Genomic DNA, 22,588 nt, shown 5'->3' on the forward strand with positions numbered 1-22,588 from the left:
GCTCTTACCCGATTAGGCGCGATTGGCACTTGGGGTTTTTAGTGAACACCGAGCAAGAGACCTTTAACGCTCAAATCTTCATCAAGATCAGGCCAATGAATACCATCACCTTCGCCAAGCAACTCCCAGTTGCTTAGCTGTTGTTTGGTTCCATTTGAAAGAGATGGAAACCAAGAAATAGGTACGAGTATAACCCTACCATCAACCAAGCTAACAATTAACTCAGATTCAGAAAATTTCACATCCTGAGCCAAGGGGTGGGCTTCAACCTTTAAAGTATTCATTCCATGCCTCCAAGAATTGATTTCGATTTTTCTCTACATGCTTTTGAAGCTCTCTGATCTCTTTAGCAGAGAATCTTGTTGAGCTTGCAAGCATGACAGGCTTTAACCAGAACTTCGCGAGAGCTTTGTCTCGTTGAATATGAATATGGGCAGGTTCTCCATTCTCATTAGAGTAAAAGAAAAACCTGTATGGCCCGATTCTTAAAATAGTTGGCAATCTGAGCACTCCCATAGATAGATCATTTAGATAATAAGTTATTGATATTCATCTGGAATCATATAACTATGAGTCATAAGATAGCTGATTAGTTCAATTTTGACGATGTTTGTTTAGCGCCTAATGCCTGCGTGTGGGGTGCCGCCACAAGCGGCATCCCAGGCAGCTTGCTGCCGACACAACGCTTTTGTTAGGTTTTCGATTATTTGAATGCCCCGGTGGATGCCCACCGAGGACTCGGAGTTAGAGTAAACCGATTTCGTGAAGGTCCATTATGCAGGCGGATACCGACATAATGATTCTATCCACACTGACGTTTACTCTGATTGCGATGAGCATTTTCATGGCTGTCACCATTTCAATGCATTTTGGATGTCCTTTTTATTTTATTTTCATGCGGCCCCGCATGCCGGTGTGGTTTGGGAAGGGCTGGAGAAAGACCAGTCCGTACCCGATTTAAGTATCTATTTTGGCACCGGGTATAAAGCCTCGTACCTAAGCACAATACAGCTTCCGGTAAGATCCTCTAAAACTGCTTTTGTTGAACCAGATTCGTAAATTGCTTTACCAGCTAGTTCACCCATATATTTATAGTCTTTGCAAGTAGTTTCACGAATTGCATTGCATGATTTATTTGGAAACATCATCATCTGCATTAATGTTCCGTCACATGAGTTATTGATGCCAGGGGCAACATTGACAGCTGCATAACCCCAAGTACCATCACGATATTTTTTTACATTAAGCCCAATGTACAAAAGTAAACTTCAATAGACCTTCCTCACCAGAATTCAACCCGGGCTTGTGCAACAACAGGATAAGATTGCGGCTGGGCGCAATCTATCCTTATTCGTTATGTTGCGGCTTGTGGCACAAAGCTTATTTTTACTTTGTAGCCAATAGCTTTTGCATAGTCTTCTATCGTAGAAAGCTTGGGAGAAGTTTTTGAATTAACATTCTCCAGCCGTGAAATATTACTTTTTTGTGTATGTAAGATCTCGGCTAATTCTTCTTGGGTTAGCCCTGCCTCTTTACGTAGTGCAATAAGTTGCTTGCGTAATTCGTAAGCAAGCTCTAACTCTTCGTACTCTGCTCTCACTTTTGGGTTATCAAGAGCCTTTTTCTTAAAATTTGAAAATGTTGGCCTAGTCATTTTTTGATCTCCTTCATCCGCTTTCTGGCAAGTATCAGCTCCTTATTTGGCGTTTTCTGTGTTTTCTTGATAAAGGAGTTGAGAATAATAATTTCTTGTCCTTTAACCTGACAAAACAGAGAACGACCTATACCTTCTTTGCCTTTAGCCCTGATTTCGAAGAGACCATCGCCCATCGGAGCTGTATATGGCTTACCTAATGCTGGGCCATATTCTTCAATCATTTCAGCTATATGGATGAAATTAGCCAAGATTCCTTCAGGAAATCTTAGAGTCTCTTCTTCTACCTTCTTGCTGTAAAACGTTATTAGCCACTTCATATCACCAAGGTTATCATAAAAGATAACTTTTGCAAGAATGTATTTACCTGAGATTTATGACATATTTGTTGCTGCAACATAACGCCATGCTGTGGGGCGCCACACAGCGGCGTCCCAGCCCCTACAGGGGCGACACCAGCAACTTGTTGAACCAAGCCGCTAACGCGGCAAAAAAATACCGTTCATCCCAGCCAACCCAACATTGCCAATACTTCCTGATATCCGTACCACTCCGGCGCGGCTTATATAAGGAAGCAACATGGAACGTTCTGAGCAAGTCCGGTTTGACAAACTGTATCAAAAACACATCACCACCCTGAAGCTTCAGGGCAAAAGAAAATCAACCATTGATCTATACAGCAGGCCACTGCGGCGGCTGGCAACCTTCTTTGATCGTTGTCCTGACGACTCAGCCCTGAGGATTTAAAAACCTATTTTGCCGCCCTGGTGGAAAGCCATTCCTGGAGCACGGTCAAAACCGATCGTAATGGCCTGCAGTTTTTCTGGAAACATGTTCTGGGCAAACACTGGGACTTTGTTGAAATCATCAAACCACCGACCGTCAAGCGACTGCCCGTTATCCTGACGCCTGCAGAGGTAGAACGACTGCTTAATACTGTACGGAAACTACGCTATTACACCATTCTGTTGACACTTTACAGCATGGGCTTAAGGCTGGCCGAAGGCCTGAACCTGACCATTGCCGACATTGATTCCGAACTCATGAGAGTCCATTTGCGCAACTGCAAAGGCGGCAAGGATCGCTATGTTGATCTTCCCAGTCGAACACTTAAGGCCCTGCGCCGCTATTGGGCCACTCACCGAAACCCAAAGTTTCTTTTTCCTGAAGGCCAGAGCGCACAGCAACGGCACCGAGCGACTCAGCCCATGAGCCGTTCCTGCACCCAGAAAGCCATGAGACAGCTGGTTGAAGAATGCAGGATTAATAAAAAGGTCAGCCCTCACAGTTTACGACACAGCTTTGCCACGCACCTTCTTGAACAGGGTTTAAGTCTCAGGGCTATTCAGACGCTGCTCGGGCACATGTGCCCAAAAACCACCGCTATCCATACCCAGTTAACAGAAACCGCCCAACTTAATACCAGGAAAGTGATGAATCATCTGATCAATGAACTCAAGCTGAAAGGAGATGATCAATGAAGCTTTCCGATATAGCAGCGCAATACGGTGATCGGTTTCTGGAAAAATACAGTCAATGTCTTTTACCTGGCCATATCAAAGCACTGCAAGCGATACAGCACTGTCGAACGTCGGCAGCCGGTATGACCTTGCTGGAATGCAACAGCTGCGGGACACGGGATCAAAAGCTCATGTCCTGCGGGCATCGCCACTGCAAACGCTGCCAGAACACCGATACCAGCGAGTGGCTGCAGCGGCAAAGACAAAAACTACTGCCCGTTGAATACTTTATGGTGACCTTCACCTTGCCAGCGCAACTTCGAAACCTGGCGTGGCAACATCAACGACAGGTGTACGATTTACTGTTCAGAACGGCAGCTGACACCCTAAAAGAATTCGGCAGCAATTCCAAAAAACTGGATGCAGGCCTGGGAATGACCGGCGTCCTGCACACTCATAGCCGACGACTGGATTACCATCCCCATATACACTTTGTCGTTCCAGGTGGCGGCATCAATACCCGACGAAAAGAGTGGCGCAAACTCACAGGCAACTACCTGTTCAATGGCAAGAACCTGGCCATGGTCTTTCGAGCCAAACTCCTTCGCGCCCTGGACGAACAGGGACTACTATCTCCGAGCCTGAAAACAAGGCTGCCCAAAGAGTGGATCGTCAATTGCAAACGGGTAGGCAAAGGATTACCAGCACTTGAATATCTATCCCGCTATCTGTACCGAGGCGTGATCAGTGACAACAATATCCTGGCCAGCAAACGAGGAAAGGTGACCTTTTCTTACCTCAACAGTGAAACCGGCAAAAAGGAGAAGCGGACCCTGCCAGGAGAAGACTTCCTGTGGCTGGTACTGAAACATGTATTACCCAGACGACTTCGACGATCGCGGGATTACGGATTTTTACACAGCAATGCAAAAAAACAATTATCACTGGTACAACTGGTTTTAAATGTGATGGTGAAAGCAGTCGAACCTGTCATTCGCCCGAAATTCACATGCAGGCATTGCGGTGAGTCTATGAAACCGCCTTTCACCACCCCTATCAGGAATACATGGACTCGTAAAAAATGCCTAAAATTTGAATGATCGTCCACTGCCTTTCCTTCAAGCCAACCACATGTTTCTCCTGATTATTGACCGTTAATACACTAAGCCCCTGGAAACAGAAAAATACCCATCTCGCTGTTGGGTTCTGGCAGGGCTTTTTTTTCTGGTCTGGAAATACACGACTTTGCTTTTTCAGTTCCTGCCTGATTCTGTGCTGGATAGCAGCATAGACCATCAGGCATAGAGTCATCACCATTAACAGGGCTTCAATACGTTCCGCTTTCTTCAGATAGAGCGAAGAGACCAGAAAGTCCGGGCTCTTCAGGAACCGAAAGCCGCCTTCAACTTTTTGTTGCGACTTGTAGATAGACAGCAGCTCAGAGGCATTCAAACTATTTTTATCCAGTTCATTGGTGCTTAGGATAAAACAACCCAGTGAGGCCTGTGCATGCTCCCTTTTCTCGCAGGAAACAAAGCATTCAGCCTGCACAAAGTACTCGAAGTGATCAGGCTTGCTATCCGGCGATGGTCTTCCTTTGCCCGAATAGCGGGGTTTACAGATAACCTCAGGCTCTGTTTCGCTTTGGCAAAGTTTCGATTGTTTCTGCCACAAGGCAAAAGCCTTCAATGCATCGTCCCGGCACAGAAAGGCCTTTTTGTGCAGTTTTTCCAGATCACGGGCCTCTTTCAGCGACTGCTTTTGCATCTTTCGGGTCAGTGTTTTCAGTTCACTAAGCCCGCGCTTTTTGTTGAGAAACAGGAACCATCGTTGTTCAACCCCTCCATAGCAGGAAGGCACTTCAGCTGAGTAGTAATCTTCATAGCCTTCAACAGGCTCCAGCGACATGGTTGGCGCTTTGCAGACCAGCTCCTTTGCCTTCTTGATGTTCAGGGGCACCCGGGAGATAAACAGCTGCTTTTGCTCATCAAGCGACTGAAGGGTTTCTGTAACATACATGGCAGCATCAGCAACCAGATAGCGGCTATTCAAAGCGGCCTTAAAACATGACAAATGATTTTTGATAATTTCCTGAAAACAGGTTTTGTCGTTTACATTACCACTGGCAGGGGCCATAAACACAGGGATGCCCGCCTCATTTTCAGTCATTAACTGCAAGACCACCTGATTCAGTTCAGGCCGGTGATCACGGCTGTAACCTTGGCAGATATGGATACAGTTCAAGTCGTCTGGATTGTCATGACTGTTATAGACTCCATCCACATGAAAGCTGGTGCCATCCAGATTTAATGCCTTGCAAGGAAGTTTCAGATGATTGACGACCTTGACGGCCAGATTGAGATACAAGTCGCTAACACCAGCGTCGTACAAACTGTCGAGAGCCCGACCAAGTACCTTGTCGTTCAAGTGTTCGGCCTGTATATCTTCCCCGATAAGGCGGTCAATCGGCTTATCCTCAAAAAACTCAGGGAGCATGTACAGAGTTTGCCTCGTAAAGCCCAAGCCATTGATGATCATTGCGACTACAGCTTGCCCAATAGTGACATTACGAACATCGGAGTCATTTGTGATACGGGCATCAATGTATTCGGCTATCTTTAACTCCCGACACATAGCGGCAACCAAGCCAAGGTGGTTGAGGTTCTTAGACTGGTATTGAGCTGTAGGCATGTTGGTGCACCTGAATGTCTGTTTATTTCTTTGACAACAGATTTTAGGCAAATATCAATCGGGGTGGTGAAAGGCAGATGAAACACATTGCGTTCAGTTTCGTGAAACCGACCTGAGTATTGCCACAGCAACAAACACCGCCATTCACAAGCAAGGAGGAAATGTAAGCTCAGCCAGACAGATCCGTCATATCCAAGACTATCGTAATGCAGTGGTCTGGAGACACTCATCCTGAATAAATAGCGTTCAGAAAAAACGTTTTGATTCAAGGTCCGCCAGAAAAGTAAACTTCAATAGACCTTTCTTACCAGAATTCAACCCGGGCTTGTGCAACAACAGGATAAGATTGCGGCTGGGCGCAATCTATCCTTATTCGTTAAACCTTGCGCCATTAAACGAATTCTACATCTAACCAATAATGTTCTGATAGAATCCTACCATGCCTCCATCCTAACGAAACCATCCCCTTTGTGAAGGCCTGTTTCTGATATGAAACAGTAATGGAATTTTCGGAAGCCCAGCTCTCGAAAGACTTGAACATATCACTCTTAGTAATCTTGCCACCCTTCCTAGAGCAAATAATCTCAGCCGAGAAGCTTTTCAGATGGTCTTTTAGACGGCATTTATTTAGAGCCTCTTCAATGCTCAGCCCTCTTGAGAGGAAGTTTTTAAAGCTAGTCCTTTCGATACCATATTCCTTAGCAAATTGGGAAACACTTTCATAGACAACACCATCATAGACAATGCTTATCTTTGATTTGATACCAGATTTATATCCATCATTCTTAGCCTTCCATTTGCATTTATCAGAGCAATAAATATGAACTCGCCTTTTTCGAGTAAATTCAACACCACAGATTTTACAGGTGCCCGTCCTCCATTCTTCAAGCGCTTCGTCTAAGGATAAACCATTACTCAACCTGCCTCGCAATGTAGTCGCTGACAGACCAAAAGAAGCTGCCAAATCACTTTGGTCTCGATAGATAACGCCTCTGAAGACAATTGAGTGATCTGCCGGCCGGTCGACCGCCTCCTCTATAGACATGCCTGCCCTGATTCGTTGACGCACCGTAATAGGCGACCTTCCATTATTGCGAGCAAGATCAGCAACGCTCTTAAAATCCTGACCTTTATATGAAATAAGACTGGAATCAAGCGCACCAAGGCTACCTCCCACAATCGAGTTTAATCCGTTCGGGTAAGCCGTCCCCTCTTCTTCTATAAATGTTTTTTCAATCTGCTTTAAGTCCTTATTGCAGAATGCAAAAAACAGCTCTTCAACCTTAAATGACTCCGCTCCATTTTCCCGAATTGCCCTCTTTAATGGAGAGGCCGCCTCCGCCTGGTTCGCCTCGGATATATGGCTGGCCCACCTTTCCCTAACAGTACGAGTAGTAATACCTATATAGGAAAGCTTTGTTACACTATCGGTTAACCGATAAAGCCATCCACCTCTGTCAACGATAGTCTTTTTACCGTATACAATTTCTTCAAGTGCAATATCATCAAGAGCCCCACCAGACCTTAAGTTAGCGATCCTGACATTTAAGGTCGCTCTTGAAAAAGGAGAAGAATCCAGTACCGAATCGATAAAGCTTTTTTGCGATTCGAAATGCTCCCCTCTAAAAACGATACCGTTGCTCTCATTCTTGGGAGTAACTAGCGCTTGCTCAAGTGTCATCCCGCCCTTCATCCGTTTCCTAACCGAAGTCGTTGATATTCCATAAACAGAACAAGCTTCTTTTACAGAAGAGTAAGAGCTGCCTTCAATCACAACGGAATCTTTACTATTGCGAACAAACCTCTTATCCACTGGCATAAGCGCCTGCTCTACAGACAATCCATTTTTTATCCTCTCACAGTAGACCGTTCGGCTGACATCAAAATACTCACATGCTTCAGTAATTGTCGAAAATTCCATTCCATCGACACAAAGGGGTTTACTACGTCCACTATATGGTGCTGATAAAGCCTCTTCAGTGCTCATTCCCTTCGCGACTCGAGAGCGATAAACATAACTTGGAATGTTAAATGCGTCGCAAGCGCTTTCCACGCTGCGGTAAAGCTTCCCACAAACTAATAATTCTTTTCTTGCCATTTCTTGCGACTACCCACAGCGCTTACTAAATTTCGTACTTAAGATATCAAAAATTGTGCAAGAAAACGTCACCTTCAAATAAAAAGTAGGCATCTGCTCCTACATTACTCTACGAACCTCCAGAGCTGGAAACTAGAGTTTCGACGGTTAGGCTATGGGTAAAGCTGGACTTTAACGCTGGCAGCAAGGGTGGCGAACGCAGTGAGCCATCCCATTGCCTGTATTTGTTAGCCCGGCAGCCCTGCCGCCTGGGACAATGTTGATTATTGCAGAGGAGCTTCAGTAAAACCTGCACCTGCTGCACCGATTGAAGTGCATAAAAGTTACCGCTGGAAAACTTGCAGGCAACCCCAATGCTGATACAACTTTTAACTGGTTTAGTGCGCCGGACCAAATACTCATAAACACCGTGAACCCACGCTGACATGCCCAGCAAGACACCGCAGATTTTTCATCGACTGACAGAGAATCTACAGACATGCATTACTGAGAATCACTCAGAACTGGAATTGACCAGACTGGTTGCTGGCGTAGATTTTAGTTCGTGATTCATCGATTGGAAAAATAGAAAAAACTTTCATACTGCTGCCGGCTAACGCTTCAATCAGCTGCCGCGTTAGCGGTCTGCTGCATTGACTTGGTAGCACTCTCAGCCTGTAGTTTTTCCCTCACCACTGATTGTGCATATATGAACCCTTTTCCATACCATTCTTCGTAGTTTGAAGAAATCGGGTACTTTCCATAGACATCAGTAAAGTCATCCCACCAAGGGTTTTCAAATGAGGGTCTTGACAGTACAGATTCAGGAAAAACCCTACCAGAGAGTAGTTTTTTAAATACCACTGGCTCTAGTATACGGCCACCACATTTTAAGCTGTGATCATTTTTCTTAAGCTTTCTTATTAATTTATAAAGGCCATATATCTGGCGGCGCCCACCACCGCCAACATGACTACTAACATGCCAAGTTCTTTGTAATATCTTGTATTTAAAATCCGATAGTTCTAGCAGGATAAAAACCTCCCCGACTTCGGAGTTATTCATGATGAAATAGATTCTATTTGGGTTTTCTTTCTCTATCTCCGAATAATATTCAAGAGGGTCAAAGTTTGTTTGTTCTGGATTGTTATAGGGCGTTCCTTGACCGTGAATTAACCAGTTCTTACTTATTCCAAACGTATTACAGAAATGGGCAATAAACTCAAATGAAGGCTCCTCTTCCGCATTGAACACCCTCTCAAGCTCACCGATTTTATGTAGCTTCATTAGTTGAGCAAGCTTTGCAATCGTGAACGGAGAATACAAGTTTCCTTCATTCATTAGCTCTAGTGATTTTCTAAATCTAGAGGCGACTAACTCAACTTCAGTAGGCTTTTTGACATCAGGTTCAGCGTCTACGATTTTTTGATAGTCACTTTCAACTACAATTTCTTTTTTATTTGATTTAGATGACTTAATCGAAAGCCCTATCAGCGTCAAAATAGCTGTAATCGCAACAATAAATGGCTCAAACCCTGGCTCGAAAGCAAGCCATAATAGAGAAGCTATCAATACGATGGTGTTTAATACAATTGCGATATTCATCCTTGCTCCATACTGAGTGCTAACGCCCCCTTAAGCCGCACGCCTGCGTGTCGGCTTGAAGGATTTGTTGAACCAAGCCGCTAACGCGGCAAAAAAATACCGTTCATCCCAGCCACCCCAGCATTGCCAATACTTCCTGATATCCGTACCACTCCGGCGCGGCTTATATAAGGAAGCAACATGGAACGTTCTGAGCAAATCCGGTTTGACAAACTGTATCAAAAACACATCACCGCCCTGAAACTTCAGGGCAAAAGAAAATCAACCATTGATCTATACAGCAGGCCAATTCGGCGGCTGGCAACCTCCTTTGATCCTTGTCCTGACAGACTCAGCCCTGAGGATTTAAAAACCTGTTTTGCCGCCCTGGTGGAAAGCCATTCCTGGAGCACGGTCAAAACCGATCGTAATGGCCTGCAGTTTTTCTGGAAACATGTTCTGGGCAAACACTGGGACTTTGTTGAAATCATCAAACCACCGACCGTCAAGCGACTGCCTGTTATCCTGACGCCTGTAGAGATAGAACGACTGCTCAATACTGCACGGAAACTGCGCTATTACACCATTCTGTTGACACAGGAGAAGACTTCCTGTGGCTGGTACTGAAACATGTATTACCCAGGCGACTTCGACGATCGCGGGATTATGGATTTTTACACAGCAACGCAAAAAAACAATTATCACTGGTGCAACTGGTTTTAAATGTGATGGTGAAAGCAGTCGAACCGGTCATTCGCCCGAAATTCACATGCAGGCGTTGCGGTGAGTCTATGAAACACATTGCGTTCGGTTTCCTGAAACCGACCTGAGCTATTGCCACATACAAACACCGCCATTCACAAGCAAGGAGGAAATGTAAGCTCAGCCAGACAGATCCGTCATATCCAAGACTACCGTAATGCAGTGGTCTGGAGACACTCATCCTGAATAAATAGCGTTCAGAAAAAACGTTTTGATTCAAGGTCCGCCAGAAAAGTAAACTTCAATAGACCTTTCTTACCAGAATTCAACCCGGGCTTGTGCAACAACAGGATAAGATTGCGGCTGGGCGCAATCTATCCTTATTCGTTATGCTGCGCTCTCATCTGCGGGTTTGATCTAATTTTTCAGCCATCCATGTTTTTACTATTGCTTGACGAGTGACTCCAAGCCTGGCTGCTTCTTTATCAAGGGCATTGATCATCCATATTGGAAAGTCAATATTGACACGCTTTGTATCAAGATCAGGACGATGCCCCTTGTCCCACTGAACCACATCATCAATTAGCTCACTGCCTTCATCAAAGGCTTTGTCGAAATCTTCAGTTTTCATAGCAAGTAATCTCCTTTGTTCTCGAACGGCGAACTGAAATAATTCTGATGTTATCTCCTCGTAGTGTATAAACTGCTGTCCAGTGTTTACCTTTATACCTTGCAACCACGAGGAATCGCTCTTCTCCCTCAAGACTTGCAGGAAAGACGATTTTTGACTCATCCTCCCATAAGTTTTGAGCTTCATCGAAGTCAATACCATGTTTGTCAAAATTAGTCATACTTTTATTCGAATCATATTCAAACACTTAATTTTGACACCTATAAATGCAGCAATTAGGTGTCAATTATATGCCATTTTGATGATAGGTATAGCAGCATAACGCCGCCAGCTGGGGCCGGAGCACGCAGTGCGGAGGTCCCTCTGGCTGGCTTTGTTATGCATTGCTAGTCGTTGCTATGTAGATTTGAATTAAGGCCTCCCCAGCGAGAGGAGTCAGTAGGTATAGCTTCTACGGCTCCTGTTTGGCTATTTCGCCGAAATAAGAGTCCCGATTCTCCAGAAAGCTCACGTGCTGAGACGACGCTGCCATCAGGAGCTTTTACTTTAGTTCCAGCAGTAACATATAAGCCGGCTTCTACAATACACTCATCTCCAAGTGATATACCAATACCGGCATTGGCGCCAAGGAGGCTCCTTTCTCCAATCGAGTTGACTTGCTTTCCTCCTCCAGACAAGGTGCCCATGATTGATGCTCCGGCCCCAACATCTGAGTTTTTACCAACAATAACCCCTGGAGTTACTCGGCCTTCAATCATAGACTCGCCTAAAGTACCCGCATTAAAATTTACAAAACCCTCATGCATTACCGTAGTACCTGGTGATAGGTGAGCTCCCAGTCGGACTCTGTCAGCATCCGCTATTCGGACTCCTTGCGGGACTACATAATCAGTCATTCTTGGGAATTTATCTATTGAAGGAACGCCTAATTGATAGTCTTCATTTACAATCAGTTCCCGGAGTTCTTCAACTTTTGATGGAAACACTGGTCCAGCTGTTGTCCACGCGATATTGGGTAAAAGTCCAAATATACCTTCTAGGTTAATTTCATTTGGACGAACTTCGCATTCAGATAACAAATGTAATCTTAGATATGCGTCTTCTGTTGATAGAGGCGTTGAGGAATATGATTCGAGCTCCACTTCGACAAAGTCACTCCTAATAATTCCAACTTTCTGAGCTAGGCAACTTCTTTCAATCCGCCTATTGCTTTTTGGAAACCATGTATCGATGGTGTTTCCTGTCTCGCAATCTATATATCTATGACCGATTCGTTTCATTTTACGTCTCGTTGCTTAATGGATGCATAACGCCCAGCTTTTCGGAAAAACGGCTCCATCGTTTTTTCCGCAAAGCTGGGCGTTATGCGCTTACGCTTTACGATCGATTTGTCACTGATAGAAAAGTACCAGCAGTTATAAATACACCGCCAGTTAAACGATTGAAAAGCTTTGCGCGACCATTTTTGAAGATCCAGTTTGAAGATTTTGTACCTAGATAGCCGTATATAAGTAGCCAAGATAACTCAAGAACGATGAACGTCGATGCAAAAATGATGTACTGAAGCATGAGCGGCGCACTGGAATCGATGAACTGTGGAAATAGTGCACTGAAAAATAATATAGCCTTAGGGTTGCTTGCGCCCACAATGAAGCCACTTAAAAAGTGAGAAATGCATCCTGTTTGTGTGGTTGATGCATTTTGATGAGATTCAAATTTTTCTTGTTTGGACAGCAGAGCGTTTATACCAAGATAAATTAAATAAGCTGCACCAGTCCATTTGATAGAGTTGAATGCAAGTTCTGAGCTTGTAATTAAAACGCCTAACCCAGCAAATGATAGAGTCAAAATTCCCGTGATTGCGGTAAGACTACCAACTGCTGTGAAAAATGATTGTTTGATCCCGTTTGTTACACCTTTTGATAAGCAAAGCAGGGAGCTTGGCCCCGGTGATGCAGTAAGAATCAATACAGCAATAAGGTAGTAAACCCAAGTTTCTAAAGTCATGAGAGATTCCTTTCTTCAAGGTTTGGCTAAAAAGAGAATTTCTGAGATTTGCGCATAACGCCTGGTTCAGCCGCGCCGCCGACGGGTGGAGGGGCGCAGCCCCGGAACGAACTGGAACCATTCGTTACATTTGCGGTTGGCTACGAACCAAAAAGCTGGGCTACTGTTTTCATGGGCAGGAACATGCGAACCCTACCATTATGTTCACACAGAACTTCAAACCCATATTTTGCATAAAACTTCTCTGCGGCATCTGTTAAGCAGTCAACAATAATGGCGTATGCACGCATATGAGAGTTGATTTCCCATAGGTACTTTAAGGCATTTATGAGACAGATTTTGCCCAGCCCCTCACCATGAAATTCTCGATGAACCGCAAGCTGTGCGATCAAAAATACAGGAATAGGGTATCGTGGAAGTTTTTTTGCTAAAGCTTTAGGTAAGGTATCACGGCAGATAGAGCTTGGTGTGATGCTGTAAAATGCACAGATTGGTATTTTTTGATTTGGCAAAGGATTTGATGCAGGCAGAACCATTGTGCGACTGATACCAGCCTGCATATGTTTTGCAGCTTCAGTCTGGATGAACAAATTAAGTTCAGTTTCACCACAATCAAATGATGCTCTATCGTGGATACCTTTACCGAGTTCCACAAACTCCTTTGACCAGCTCACTTGACACCTTTCTCCTCGGTAAATGCTAAGGCATCTAGCAACGCTTTATTTGGAGCCTTTGCCTTTTCGCAGGCCTCTGTAAAGCGATCAAACACATCGTTTTCGACTGTAATGCTCTCATACTCAGAAATGACCTGAGTAGAGTCTTCATCCATGAGCCTGACAACGTATTCGGTCAAACTCTTCAGCCCTAGTAAGGCTGAAGCCTTTTCTGCTTTAGCCTTGATTTCCTCATCAAGCCTTAGGTCTAATCGTGCAGTAGCCATTTTCCACTCTCCATTTGTACAGATATCTTCCGTATAGGCAGAGTTTAGACCTGAGAGTTCCTATAAGCAAGATGTACGGATAAATAACGGATTATTTGAGCGAATGTAACGCTGACAGCAAGGGTGGCGAACACAGTGAGCCATCCCTTTGCCTGTATTTGTTAGCCCGGCAGCCCTGCCGCCTGGGACAATGTTGATTATTGCAGAGGAGCTTCAGTAAAACCTGCACCTGCTACACCGATTGAAGTGCATAAAAGTTACCGCTGGAAAACTTGCAGGCAACGCCAATGCTGATACAACTTTTAACTGGTTTAGTGCGCCGGACCAAATACTCATAAACACCGTGAACCCACGCTGACATGCCCAACAAGACACCGCAGATTTTTCATCGACTGACAGAGAATCTACAGACATGCATTACTGAGAATTACTCAGAACTGGAATTGACCAGACTGGTTGCTGGCGTAGATTTTGGTTCGTGACTCATCCATTGGAAAAATAGAAAAAACTTTCATACTGCTGCCGGCTAACGCCTGCGTGTGGGGCGCCGCCGCAAGCGGCGTCCCAGGCAGCTCGCTGCCGACACAATGCACTTGTTGAACCAAGCCGCTAACGCGGCAAAAAAATACCGTTCATCCCAGCCACCCCGGCATTGCCAATACTTCCTGATATCCGCACCACTCCGGCGCGGCTTATATAAGGAAGCAACATGGAACGTTCTGAGCAAATCCGGTTTGACAAACTGTATCAAAAACACATCACCACCCTGAAGCTTCAGGGCAAAAGAAAATCAACCATTGATCTATACAGCAGGCCGCTGCGGCGGCTGGCAACCTTCTTTGATCATTGTCCTGACAGACTCAGCCCTGAGGATTTAAAAACCTATTTTGCCGCCCTGGTGGAAAGCCATTCCTGGAGCACGGTCAAAACCGATCGTAATGGCCTGCAGTTTTTCTGGAAACATGTTCTGGGCAAACACTGGGACTTTGTTGAAATCATCAAACCACCGACCGTCAAGCGACTGCCCGTTATCCTGACGCCTGCAGAGGTAGAACGACTGCTTAATACTGCACGGAAACTACGCTATTACACCATTCTGTTGACACTTTACAGCATGGGCTTAAGGCTGGCCGAAGGCCTGAACCTGACCATTGCCGACATTGATTCCGAACTCATGAGAGTCCATTTGCGCAACTGCAAAGGCGGCAAGGATCGCTATGTTGATCTTCCCAGTCGAACACTTAAGGCCCTGCGCCGCTATTGGGCCACTCACCGAAACCCAAAGTTTCTTTTTCCTGAAGGCCAGAGCGCACAGCAACGGCACCGGGCGACTCAGCCCATGAGCCGTTCCTGCACCCAGAAAGCCATGAGACAGCTGGTTGAAGAATGCAGGATTAATAAAAAGGTCAGCCCTCACAGTTTACGACACAGCTTTGCCACGCACCTTCTTGAACAGGGTTTAAGTCTCAGGGCTATTCAGACGCTGCTCGGGCACATGTGCCCAAAAACCACCGCTATCTATACCCAGTTAACAGAAACCGCCCAACTTAATACCAGGAAAGTGATGAATCATCTGATCAATGAACTCAAGCTGAAAGGAGATGATCAATGAAGCTTTCCGATATAGCAGCGCAATACGGTGATCGGTTTCTGGAAAAATACAGTCAATGTCTTTTACCTGGCCATATCAAAGCACTGCAAGCGATACAGCACTGTCGAACGTCGGCAGCCGGTATGACCTTGCTGGAATGCAACAGCTGCCGGACACGGGATCAAAAGCCCATGTCCTGCGGGCATCGCCACTGCAACCGCTGCCAGAACACCGATACCAGCGAGTGGCTGCAGCGGCAAAGACAAAAACTACTGCCCGTTGAATACTTTATGGTGACCTTCACCTTGCCAGCGCAACTTCGAAACCTGGCGTGGCAACATCAACGACAGGTGTACGATTTACTGTTCAGAACGGCAGCTGACACCCTAAAAGAATTCGGCAGCAATTCCAAAAAACTGGATGCAGGCCTGGGAATGACCGGCGTCCTGCACACTCATAGCCGACGACTGGATTACCATCCCCATATACACTTTGTCGTGCCAGGTGGCGGCATCAATACCCGACGAAAAGAGTGGCGCAAACTCACAGGCAACTACCTGTTCAATGGCAAGAACCTGGCCATGGTCTTTCGAGCCAAACTCCTTCGCGCCCTGGACGAACAGGGACTACTATCTCCGAGCCTGAAAACAAGGCTGCCCAAAGAGTGGGTCGTCAATTGCAAACGGGTAGGCAAAGGATTACCAGCACTTGAATATCTATCCCGCTATCTGTACCGAGGCGTGATCAGTGACAACAATATCCTGGCCAGCAAACGAGGAAAGGTGACCTTTTCTTACCTCAACAGTGAAACCGGCAAAAAGGAGAAGCGAACCCTGCCAGGAGAAGACTTCCTGTGGCTGGTACTGAAACATGTATTACCCAGACGACTTCGACGATCGCGGGATTACGGATTTTTACACAGCAACGCAAAAAACAATTATCACTGGTGCAACTGGTTTTAAACGTGATGGTGAAAGCAGTCGAACCTGTCATTCGCCCGAAATTCACATGCAGGCATTGCGGTGAGTCTATGAAACACATTGCGTTCAGTTTCCTGAAACCGACCTGAGTATTGCCACAGCAACAAACACCGCCATTCACAAGCAAGGAGGAAATGTAAGCTCAGCCAGACAGATCCGTCATATCCAAGACTACCGTAATGCAGTGGTCTGGAGACACTCATCCTGAATAAATAGCGTTCAGAAAAAACGTTTTGATTCAAGGTCCGCCAGAAAAGTAAACTTCAATAGATCTTTCTTACCAGAATTCAACCCGGGCTTGTGCAACAACAGGATAGATTGCGGCTGGGCGCAATCTATCCTTATTCGTTATGCGCGGCATGGAGGGTTACGATACCCAGCGAAGTGCTGGATTGATATAATAAGTTCAACCGAGAGAAATTTTAGATTTGAGCTAGTGCTAGTAAGTTCTCTTTTATTATGATTTTTATTCATCATGATCTGGATACTTTATACCTGTGTACGCTGATGCAACTAATACTCCTGAAATCAATCCATATGGAACTGTGATCCACCCTATCAAAATTGTACTCCCAATATATAAAAACCAAAATTTTTGGATTTCAAAAGTATCACCTAGAAAAGAATTATAAAGAGTAAAGATGAACCATGTTGGCAAATGACTTAACAAGCCTACAATCGCTCCTGATTTACAACTACTTGAAACCACTTTATTTGCATCGATTGAAATCAGCTCATGACATATTAAACAAGATGATAAAAACGTACATATAGGAGCAATAAAGAAAATTGAATCAAAGTCATTTTGATTGATGGGAAAACTAACGGGAATTTTGTCCATAACATAGTGGGTAATCATGAATGAGCTTACACCCCAAAATAAAGATATAAATAATATATAATTTGTTTTTGCACTCATAAGCTACTCATGATTATTTTTTTACTAAGCGCATAACGCCTGCGTGTGGGGCGCCGCCGCAGGCGGCGTCCCAGCCAGCTTGCTGGCGACACCACGCACTTGTTATGCCTCGGTTAGTTGTGAACTTGATGCTCTTCCTACCCAAATTTTGTGCCCACTGTTTTCTGGCAAGATAGCAGACTCTACTAAGCCTTTAAGTAAAGCAACTCTTGTGTGTCCTTCAACCAAATGAAAATTAGAGCCAATGGTATAGACAGAGTTGCTAAATATGACGGGAGGTTCTACCCATGTGCTATTCTCTTTCCAGTGCTCTATTACTTGAGGACGAACATCAATGCAATTCCAGCCTTTAGAGACAAACTGTAGTGTTCTTTGTGAAACACCCTGAAACCAAGTAGAAAAACCCGGATAGAAACTACTGCCCGTTATTTCTGTAGCAGGAATTTCTTCTAAGCTCCATTCAATCACTGATAGATCTAAGTCCGCATACTGATCTTGAAAATCGATATTTCGACCATGATCTGAATAGACCTGTTTTAAAATAGTTAAAGGAGTATTCGGAAGCTTTTCTTGAAGAAAAGCAATATCAATACAGCGAGTATCTTTATTGTGAGGAACATCCATTAAATCATAGAATTTCACAGAACAACCTTAAGCTTATAACTTATACATTTAACTTTTGAGAATTATACCTTTTTATTTTGTTTTGCTCCCAGGTTTTGAAATTACGTAATGTGAAATAAGCCCACCACCCAGACCAGAACTTGCCATTAAGATTATTTGAAAGAATGTTTCAATTACATTTACATCTTCTCCGGCAGCTAATGACTCCATTAGAAAATTTAAAATGTAGTACTTACCCAAAACGGCAATAGCTGCACCAAAGTAAATTACCAAAGCCCCTTGCTCTAGGTGATTAAAGTTGAACTTAAAGATAAAAAACATCACAGTGATATAACCAATAAGCCAAAGCATTGTTATGGGCATTTTGGGAAATATCAAACACAAAGGGATGCTTAAAATTGTAAATAAAATCACTTTAGCTGGTGTACGAAGATCTTTATTATTCATGATATTCCTATAAATAAAACACGATCCTGGTTAAGAGGCATAACGCACGTGTCACGGGGAGGAGCGCAGCGACGATCCCGTGGACACACTTGTTAACCAGACACAGCCTTTAAAATGAACTGAAGCCTATTTTTAACAGTATCCAGTGGCATTTCCGTAACACTGTAACCAAATTTTAAATAGCAACTTACCATAACTTGATACGTATTTACAGCCTCACTAAATGTTTGCTTTCTTTCGCTGTCATTTTGATAAATTGATTCCCAAGGGGGGAACATAAACACTTCTTTTGAATGCCTAATCTCAGAACAACTTTTTTCTAATGCTTTTGGTATTTCCAACCCTTCCAACTGCCTATACCCATACACATCGACAATTGATCTATCCAGAAAGATTAAACTCTCAGTAGTTTTTGTTGCTTTTAGGGCTTCATTTTCCAATCTTTCCATTTCATCAGCAAACCGACACTTATCTCTCCAAGGTAAGCATTCTGAATTCTCTTTTTTTTCCTCTTGAATAACCTTCCTACCAACTTCTTCTTTTACATTGAATCCTTTCAATTTTAATTGTTCAAGTAAGCTTGTCTTTCCAGCTCCCGGGCCTCCTGAAAAAATTATATGATTCTTGAGATGCATAAGTTATATTCGTCTGGTTAACGCCCACATGTGGGGCGCCGTAGGCGTCCCAGCCAGCTTGCTGGCGACACCATGTGCTTGTTATAAGCCGGTTTTCCCGTAAACAACAGTATTTGATAATTTACCGGATGGAAGTCGGCGCTCGTTTATGAATGTTGCTTCGAGTTGATAGCCATTTCTCTCTGCAACAGAACGACTTTTTTTGTTACATTCAGCTGCTCTGATTTCTATGCGTTTTGCCCCAAGCTCTTTGAATGAATAGGTCTCAAGAACTTTTAGAGCTTCTGTGACAAAGCCTTTACCTGATTTTGAATTTCTCAGCCAATAGCCAATTTCGAAAAATGGTACATTTTTGTCTCTTATTATCAAGCCAATTGCACCAAGTAGGTCATCGCTGGATTTTTCAATGATAAAAAATCTTAGCTCACCATTAAATGATTCATAGTTTGTTATTGCATGTTTCATATTTTCTTCAGGGTGAGATAAGCCATTTTGAACCCATGGCAAATATACGCTTAGACTCTCTTCACTTTCATTTATAGCATCATGAACTTTAGATACTAACTCCATAGAAGGAGGGGATAACTTAATTCTATCAGTTTCCACGAATTTTCCTTGAGGCTTATAACAGCTATTAGAACTCAAGCGAGTGATATCAGATATTACACTCACACGCATTATACCCCCCCAAATCAGGGAAAATTAACTCACTAGAGATATATCCCGTTTTTTCAATCTGTCAAAAAGTCATTAATTATCAACAGACTATGAGTCTATTCTACCTACCGTCCAGAATAGGCCGCTAGTGAGTTATTTGCATTTTTGGTATTTTCTTCAATAATACTGTACAAAATAACAGTTGTTGAGTTTACCATGCCATCTCCTTTTATGACTGAAGTACGCAACACCCTCAGAGTGAGGCGCTATAGCTATAAAACTGAACAGTCGTATTGTTATTGGATCAAGTACTTCATTCGTTATCAAAACATGAAACATCCAAAGAATTTAGGGCCTGATCATGTCAGACAATTTTTGACTTATCTTGCCGTTCAGCGTCGGGTTGCTACTTCAACACAAAACCAGGCATTGAATGCTCTGAACTTTTTATACAAACAAGTTTTAGGCAGAACCCTGGGCGATGTCAGCAACCTGGTCAGAGCAAAGAAGCCCACAAGGATTCCTGTGGTGTTTGAAAGGCATGAAATAAATGCAATTTTCACAGTGATCAGCCGCTACTAAAAATCTAACATAATCTGTAATTATGTAGACTTATCTACGCCGTCGACATGGATGCACGACGAATCGTGTCTGACTCCACTCTTGCGTAGGGTTTAGGGTCGAGCTGTAACCTGTCTCGACCATAATTATCAAGGTTAAAACTCGCACTGTAATCCCTATCATGCAGAGTTTTACATTTTGGACACCGCCACTCACGATCAGACAGAGTAAGATTGTCATTTACGTAGTCGCAAGTATGAACCGCACACTTCTTCGAGCTGGGAAAGAACCGATCTGCAATCACAACCTGACATCCTCGCAGCTCTGCCTTGTATTCAACCAGTTCTCTCAGCTTACCGAAACCTGCGTCACTGATTGCTCTTGCCAGTTTGCGGTTTTTTACCATGCCTTTGACATTCAGATTTTCGAGGGTGATTATTTTGAATCTTGACGTCAGATAATCACTTACCTCATGTAGTACGGCTGTTCGCTGGTTACTTATCCGGTAATGCAGTTTGGCAACCGCTCGCTTGGCTTTCACATAGCGGTTGCTTCCCTTTGTTTTGCAGCTTAACGCCCTCTGTTTCCTGTTAAGGCGTTTCAGAGAGCCTTTCAGTTTCTGATTAGCAGCAAAGGTTTTGCCATTCGAACAAATAGCTAAATCTTTGATGCCAAAATCAACGCCTACAGACTCATTGCTTTGTGCTTTTGGGTCGTAATCCTGAGTGTCTACCAAAATAGAAGCGAAATACTTTCCGGCTCGCTTAGTGATCGTCACCTGACAGGGTGTTCCTGTGAACCTCAGTTTCTGGCGCATCTTGATGCGGGTTTTCAATTTCTCAATGCGAAGTGTTCTGCCATCAACATCGAACTTGGGTTTTTCTCTGAGAGAAAAACTGTCGTGTAGTCCTCGCTTCTTGAATCTTGGATAACCTGCTTTTTCTCCTTTCTTCACCCGACGGAAGAAGTGAGTAAAGGCGTCATGAAGATCGTCGATTGTATTCCTGGTGACACGTTGGCTGACTTCGGCATACCAGGGAAACTCAAGCCTGAGTTCTTGGTATTTTTCATTGGCAGCCTTCTTTGACCATTTAACGCCTTCTTGATTGAAATGGGCTAACAGTTGATTGAACGCATGACGACGAGAACCACAAGCCCTATCAAGATAATCGGCTTGTTGTTTTGTCGGTCTGAGTTCAATCTTGTGAGCTAACAACATCTCGCAAAGTCTCAAGCATTTTTTCGTATAACCTGAGTTCGCCAACCTTCTATAGAACAGTAGGCTTCCAGTAACTCTTGCTGCCTGTCTAAGTCTGGCTTTTGGTCGTGACTGGATACTCTGCAATAGCAAAGCGTAGGCGCAGCTTCGTTACTGTAGCCCATCAATTCAGACACGTCGTAGTAACAAGTTCCAACTTTGGTCTTTCTGGCAGGAAGCAGCTCACCTGTGCTTTCCGATTTTCGTAGTGTTATTGGGTCTGTACCATGTAAACGAGCTGCCTCACCTATCTTCACTAATCACTTATCCATGCTCGAGATTTTATAAGATAGTTTTAGATTATAATAGATTTCTGCGAACTGTTTTTAACCCTACACACAAGTTACCGGTTCAACTGATGTATGGCTCCGGGCTGCGGCTAATGGAGTGCCTTCGTCTGCGTATAAAGGATATTGACTTCAACCGTAAGGCTATTCTTGTTCGCAGTGGTAAAGGCAATAAAGACCGGGTAACTGTCTTGCCTGACCCACTTATTCCTGGGCTAAAAGCCCGAATAAGCGAGGTTCGTTTTCTCCATACTATGGATAAAGAAGCCGGTTTTGGTGAAGTATGGATGCCGGATTCTCTTGCAAAAAAATACCCATCTGAAGCAAAAAGCCTGCATTGGCAGTATTTATTTTGTTCTCACAAACGTTCAACTGACCCCAGAGATGGCCGCGAGCGACGCCATCATATTGATAACAGCACTTTGCAAAGAGCGGTAAAACGAGCCATTAAGCTATCCGGTATAGAAAAGAAAGGAAGCTGCCATACTTTCCGACATTCTTTTGCTACTCATTTGCTGGATGATGGTTACGATATTCGAACTGTTCAGGAGCTTCTTGGCCACAAAGACCTCAAGACAACCCAGATCTACACTCATGTGCTAAATCGTGGTGGTCATGCAGTAAAGAGCCCTCTGTGCAAAATATAACTGGCACGCTACCGCCCGGGGAGTTCCCCGAGACTGCTGAAGAGCGCTTATCCCTTTGGCTCAATAGCTTCCTGACTGCCTGAGTGAATAGATTCTATTGAGCGACATTGTGCCAGTATTCTCTATTGAAGGGTAGGTAGTAGTGCTTATTTATGGCTGTCTTATATTTTTCGTGATCCATTCATCACGGCTATACGTAGAAAAAGACATAACAACATATTGGCTGGCAGGCATGA

At 44.1% G+C, this 22,588-nt stretch carries 30 protein-coding genes; 9 read left to right on the forward strand and 21 right to left on the reverse strand.

The window, feature by feature from the left end; translation table 11 throughout:
* Positions 1–38: 38 nt before the first annotated feature.
* From P6910_RS15170 to P6910_RS15185, 5 genes are all read right to left on the reverse strand, one after another.
* Entirely contained in the window at positions 39–284 is a 246-nt protein-coding gene (locus P6910_RS15170) for a DUF2442 domain-containing protein (RefSeq protein ID WP_317142121.1), read from the reverse strand.
* Positions 265–516: a DUF4160 domain-containing protein gene (locus P6910_RS26865; RefSeq protein ID WP_410493837.1), complete on the reverse strand. Its 252-nt coding sequence runs from the start codon at positions 514–516 to the stop codon at positions 265–267. Before P6910_RS26865 ends, P6910_RS15170 begins: the two co-directional genes overlap by 20 nt.
* A 449-nt stretch (positions 517–965) precedes the next feature.
* A complete protein-coding gene (locus P6910_RS15175; protein ID WP_317142122.1) occupies positions 966–1,259 on the reverse strand; it encodes a hypothetical protein in 294 nt (97 codons plus the stop codon).
* 95 nt (positions 1,260–1,354) lie between these two features.
* Complete coding sequence (locus tag P6910_RS15180) at positions 1,355–1,654, reverse strand: helix-turn-helix transcriptional regulator (RefSeq protein ID WP_317142123.1); 300 nt, start codon at positions 1,652–1,654, stop codon at positions 1,355–1,357.
* Positions 1,651–1,974 (reverse strand): type II toxin-antitoxin system RelE/ParE family toxin, encoded by a 324-nt coding sequence (locus P6910_RS15185; protein ID WP_317142124.1) that lies wholly within the window; start codon positions 1,972–1,974, stop codon positions 1,651–1,653. The genes P6910_RS15180 and P6910_RS15185 overlap by 4 nt, the downstream gene beginning before the upstream one ends.
* A 259-nt stretch (positions 1,975–2,233) precedes the next feature.
* Here P6910_RS15185 and P6910_RS15190 point away from each other — a divergent pair, with 259 nt between their 5' ends.
* Genes P6910_RS15190 through P6910_RS15200 form a run of 3 tightly spaced genes read left to right on the forward strand, consistent with a single transcriptional unit; the run spans position 2,234 to position 4,214 of the window.
* Complete coding sequence (locus tag P6910_RS15190; RefSeq protein ID WP_317142125.1) at positions 2,234–2,401, forward strand: hypothetical protein; 168 nt, start codon at positions 2,234–2,236, stop codon at positions 2,399–2,401.
* A gap of 20 nt (positions 2,402–2,421) precedes the next feature.
* The gene (locus P6910_RS15195; protein WP_317142126.1) at positions 2,422–3,135 is read left to right on the forward strand and encodes a tyrosine-type recombinase/integrase; all 714 of its coding nucleotides are present in this window, start codon (positions 2,422–2,424) and stop codon (positions 3,133–3,135) included.
* The gene (locus P6910_RS15200; RefSeq protein WP_317142127.1) at positions 3,132–4,214 is read left to right on the forward strand and encodes an IS91 family transposase; all 1,083 of its coding nucleotides are present in this window, start codon (positions 3,132–3,134) and stop codon (positions 4,212–4,214) included. Before P6910_RS15195 ends, P6910_RS15200 begins: the two co-directional genes overlap by 4 nt.
* On the opposite strand, the gene P6910_RS15205 is transcribed toward P6910_RS15200, so the two are convergent.
* The 3 genes from P6910_RS15205 to P6910_RS15215 all read right to left on the reverse strand — a co-directional run bounded on the left by P6910_RS15205 (position 4,171) and on the right by P6910_RS15215 (position 9,487).
* A complete protein-coding gene (locus P6910_RS15205; RefSeq protein ID WP_317142128.1) occupies positions 4,171–5,805 on the reverse strand; it encodes an IS1634 family transposase in 1,635 nt (544 codons plus the stop codon). The genes P6910_RS15200 and P6910_RS15205 overlap by 44 nt on opposite strands.
* Positions 5,806–6,196: 391 nt before the next feature.
* Positions 6,197–7,903, reverse strand: coding sequence for a GIY-YIG nuclease family protein (locus P6910_RS15210; RefSeq protein ID WP_317142129.1), 1,707 nt, complete (start codon positions 7,901–7,903; stop codon positions 6,197–6,199).
* 600 nt (positions 7,904–8,503) lie between these two features.
* Positions 8,504–9,487: a hypothetical protein gene (locus P6910_RS15215; protein ID WP_317142130.1), complete on the reverse strand. Its 984-nt coding sequence runs from the start codon at positions 9,485–9,487 to the stop codon at positions 8,504–8,506.
* Between the two features lie 180 nt (positions 9,488–9,667).
* On the opposite strand from P6910_RS15215, the gene P6910_RS15220 reads away from it, so the two are divergent.
* On the forward strand, positions 9,668–10,093 hold the full coding sequence (locus P6910_RS15220) for a phage integrase N-terminal SAM-like domain-containing protein (protein ID WP_317142131.1): 426 nt from the start codon (positions 9,668–9,670) through the stop codon (positions 10,091–10,093).
* On the forward strand, positions 10,090–10,296 hold the full coding sequence (locus P6910_RS26870) for a hypothetical protein (protein WP_410493937.1): 207 nt from the start codon (positions 10,090–10,092) through the stop codon (positions 10,294–10,296). The genes P6910_RS15220 and P6910_RS26870 overlap by 4 nt, the downstream gene beginning before the upstream one ends.
* Positions 10,297–10,568: 272 nt before the next feature.
* Here P6910_RS26870 and brnA read toward each other — a convergent pair whose 3' ends face one another.
* From brnA to P6910_RS15250, 6 genes are all read right to left on the reverse strand, one after another.
* A complete protein-coding gene (gene brnA / locus P6910_RS15225; RefSeq protein WP_317142132.1) occupies positions 10,569–10,799 on the reverse strand; it encodes a type II toxin-antitoxin system BrnA family antitoxin in 231 nt (76 codons plus the stop codon).
* Positions 10,789–11,046, reverse strand: a complete 258-nt coding sequence (locus P6910_RS15230; RefSeq protein WP_317142133.1) for a BrnT family toxin — start codon at positions 11,044–11,046, stop codon at positions 10,789–10,791. Before P6910_RS15230 ends, brnA begins: the two co-directional genes overlap by 11 nt.
* A 139-nt stretch (positions 11,047–11,185) precedes the next feature.
* Complete coding sequence (locus tag P6910_RS15235; RefSeq protein ID WP_317142134.1) at positions 11,186–12,079, reverse strand: DapH/DapD/GlmU-related protein; 894 nt, start codon at positions 12,077–12,079, stop codon at positions 11,186–11,188.
* Between the two features lie 97 nt (positions 12,080–12,176).
* Positions 12,177–12,806, reverse strand: coding sequence for a LysE family translocator (locus tag P6910_RS15240; RefSeq protein WP_317142135.1), 630 nt, complete (start codon positions 12,804–12,806; stop codon positions 12,177–12,179).
* Positions 12,807–12,946: 140 nt separating this feature from the next.
* A complete protein-coding gene (locus tag P6910_RS15245; RefSeq protein ID WP_317142136.1) occupies positions 12,947–13,480 on the reverse strand; it encodes a GNAT family N-acetyltransferase in 534 nt (177 codons plus the stop codon).
* Positions 13,477–13,746: a DUF1778 domain-containing protein gene (locus P6910_RS15250; RefSeq protein ID WP_317142137.1), complete on the reverse strand. Its 270-nt coding sequence runs from the start codon at positions 13,744–13,746 to the stop codon at positions 13,477–13,479. Before P6910_RS15250 ends, P6910_RS15245 begins: the two co-directional genes overlap by 4 nt.
* Positions 13,747–14,455: 709 nt before the next feature.
* On the opposite strand from P6910_RS15250, the gene P6910_RS15255 reads away from it, so the two are divergent.
* Both P6910_RS15255 and P6910_RS15260 read left to right on the forward strand, forming a co-directional pair.
* The gene (locus P6910_RS15255) at positions 14,456–15,358 is read left to right on the forward strand and encodes a site-specific integrase (protein WP_317142138.1); all 903 of its coding nucleotides are present in this window, start codon (positions 14,456–14,458) and stop codon (positions 15,356–15,358) included.
* Complete coding sequence (locus P6910_RS15260) at positions 15,355–16,299, forward strand: IS91 family transposase (RefSeq protein WP_317142139.1); 945 nt, start codon at positions 15,355–15,357, stop codon at positions 16,297–16,299. The genes P6910_RS15255 and P6910_RS15260 overlap by 4 nt, the downstream gene beginning before the upstream one ends.
* Positions 16,300–16,783: 484 nt before the next feature.
* Here the strand turns inward: P6910_RS15260 and P6910_RS15265 are convergent, their stop codons facing one another.
* The 5 genes from P6910_RS15265 to P6910_RS15285 form a co-directional block, all read right to left on the reverse strand.
* Positions 16,784–17,236, reverse strand: a complete 453-nt coding sequence (locus tag P6910_RS15265) for a hypothetical protein (RefSeq protein ID WP_317142140.1) — start codon at positions 17,234–17,236, stop codon at positions 16,784–16,786.
* Positions 17,237–17,338: 102 nt separating this feature from the next.
* Complete coding sequence (locus tag P6910_RS15270) at positions 17,339–17,878, reverse strand: hypothetical protein (RefSeq protein ID WP_317142141.1); 540 nt, start codon at positions 17,876–17,878, stop codon at positions 17,339–17,341.
* 54 nt (positions 17,879–17,932) lie between these two features.
* Positions 17,933–18,307, reverse strand: a complete 375-nt coding sequence (locus tag P6910_RS15275) for a hypothetical protein (protein ID WP_317142142.1) — start codon at positions 18,305–18,307, stop codon at positions 17,933–17,935.
* A gap of 92 nt (positions 18,308–18,399) precedes the next feature.
* Complete coding sequence (locus P6910_RS15280) at positions 18,400–18,942, reverse strand: AAA family ATPase (protein ID WP_317142143.1); 543 nt, start codon at positions 18,940–18,942, stop codon at positions 18,400–18,402.
* Between the two features lie 81 nt (positions 18,943–19,023).
* Positions 19,024–19,548 (reverse strand): GNAT family protein, encoded by a 525-nt coding sequence (locus tag P6910_RS15285; RefSeq protein WP_317142144.1) that lies wholly within the window; start codon positions 19,546–19,548, stop codon positions 19,024–19,026.
* A 267-nt stretch (positions 19,549–19,815) separates the two neighbouring features.
* On the opposite strand from P6910_RS15285, the gene P6910_RS15290 reads away from it, so the two are divergent.
* Positions 19,816–20,181: a site-specific integrase gene (locus P6910_RS15290; protein ID WP_317142145.1), complete on the forward strand. Its 366-nt coding sequence runs from the start codon at positions 19,816–19,818 to the stop codon at positions 20,179–20,181.
* A 34-nt stretch (positions 20,182–20,215) separates the two neighbouring features.
* Here P6910_RS15290 and P6910_RS15295 read toward each other — a convergent pair whose 3' ends face one another.
* Together P6910_RS15295 and P6910_RS15300 are read right to left on the reverse strand one after the other, a co-directional pair.
* Positions 20,216–21,379, reverse strand: coding sequence for an RNA-guided endonuclease TnpB family protein (locus P6910_RS15295; protein ID WP_317142146.1), 1,164 nt, complete (start codon positions 21,377–21,379; stop codon positions 20,216–20,218).
* Between the two features lie 11 nt (positions 21,380–21,390).
* Positions 21,391–21,675 (reverse strand): recombinase family protein, encoded by a 285-nt coding sequence (locus P6910_RS15300; protein WP_317142147.1) that lies wholly within the window; start codon positions 21,673–21,675, stop codon positions 21,391–21,393.
* Here P6910_RS15300 and P6910_RS15305 point away from each other — a divergent pair.
* Positions 21,627–22,352 carry an integron integrase gene (locus tag P6910_RS15305; protein ID WP_317142148.1) on the forward strand — a complete coding sequence of 242 codons (726 nt, stop codon included), beginning with the start codon at positions 21,627–21,629 and terminating at the stop codon, positions 22,350–22,352. The genes P6910_RS15300 and P6910_RS15305 overlap by 49 nt on opposite strands.
* The last annotated feature ends 236 nt before the right edge of the window (positions 22,353–22,588 follow it).

Source organism: Endozoicomonas sp. 8E (assembly GCF_032883915.1).
In the GTDB taxonomy this organism is placed as follows: domain Bacteria; phylum Pseudomonadota; class Gammaproteobacteria; order Pseudomonadales; family Endozoicomonadaceae; genus Endozoicomonas_A.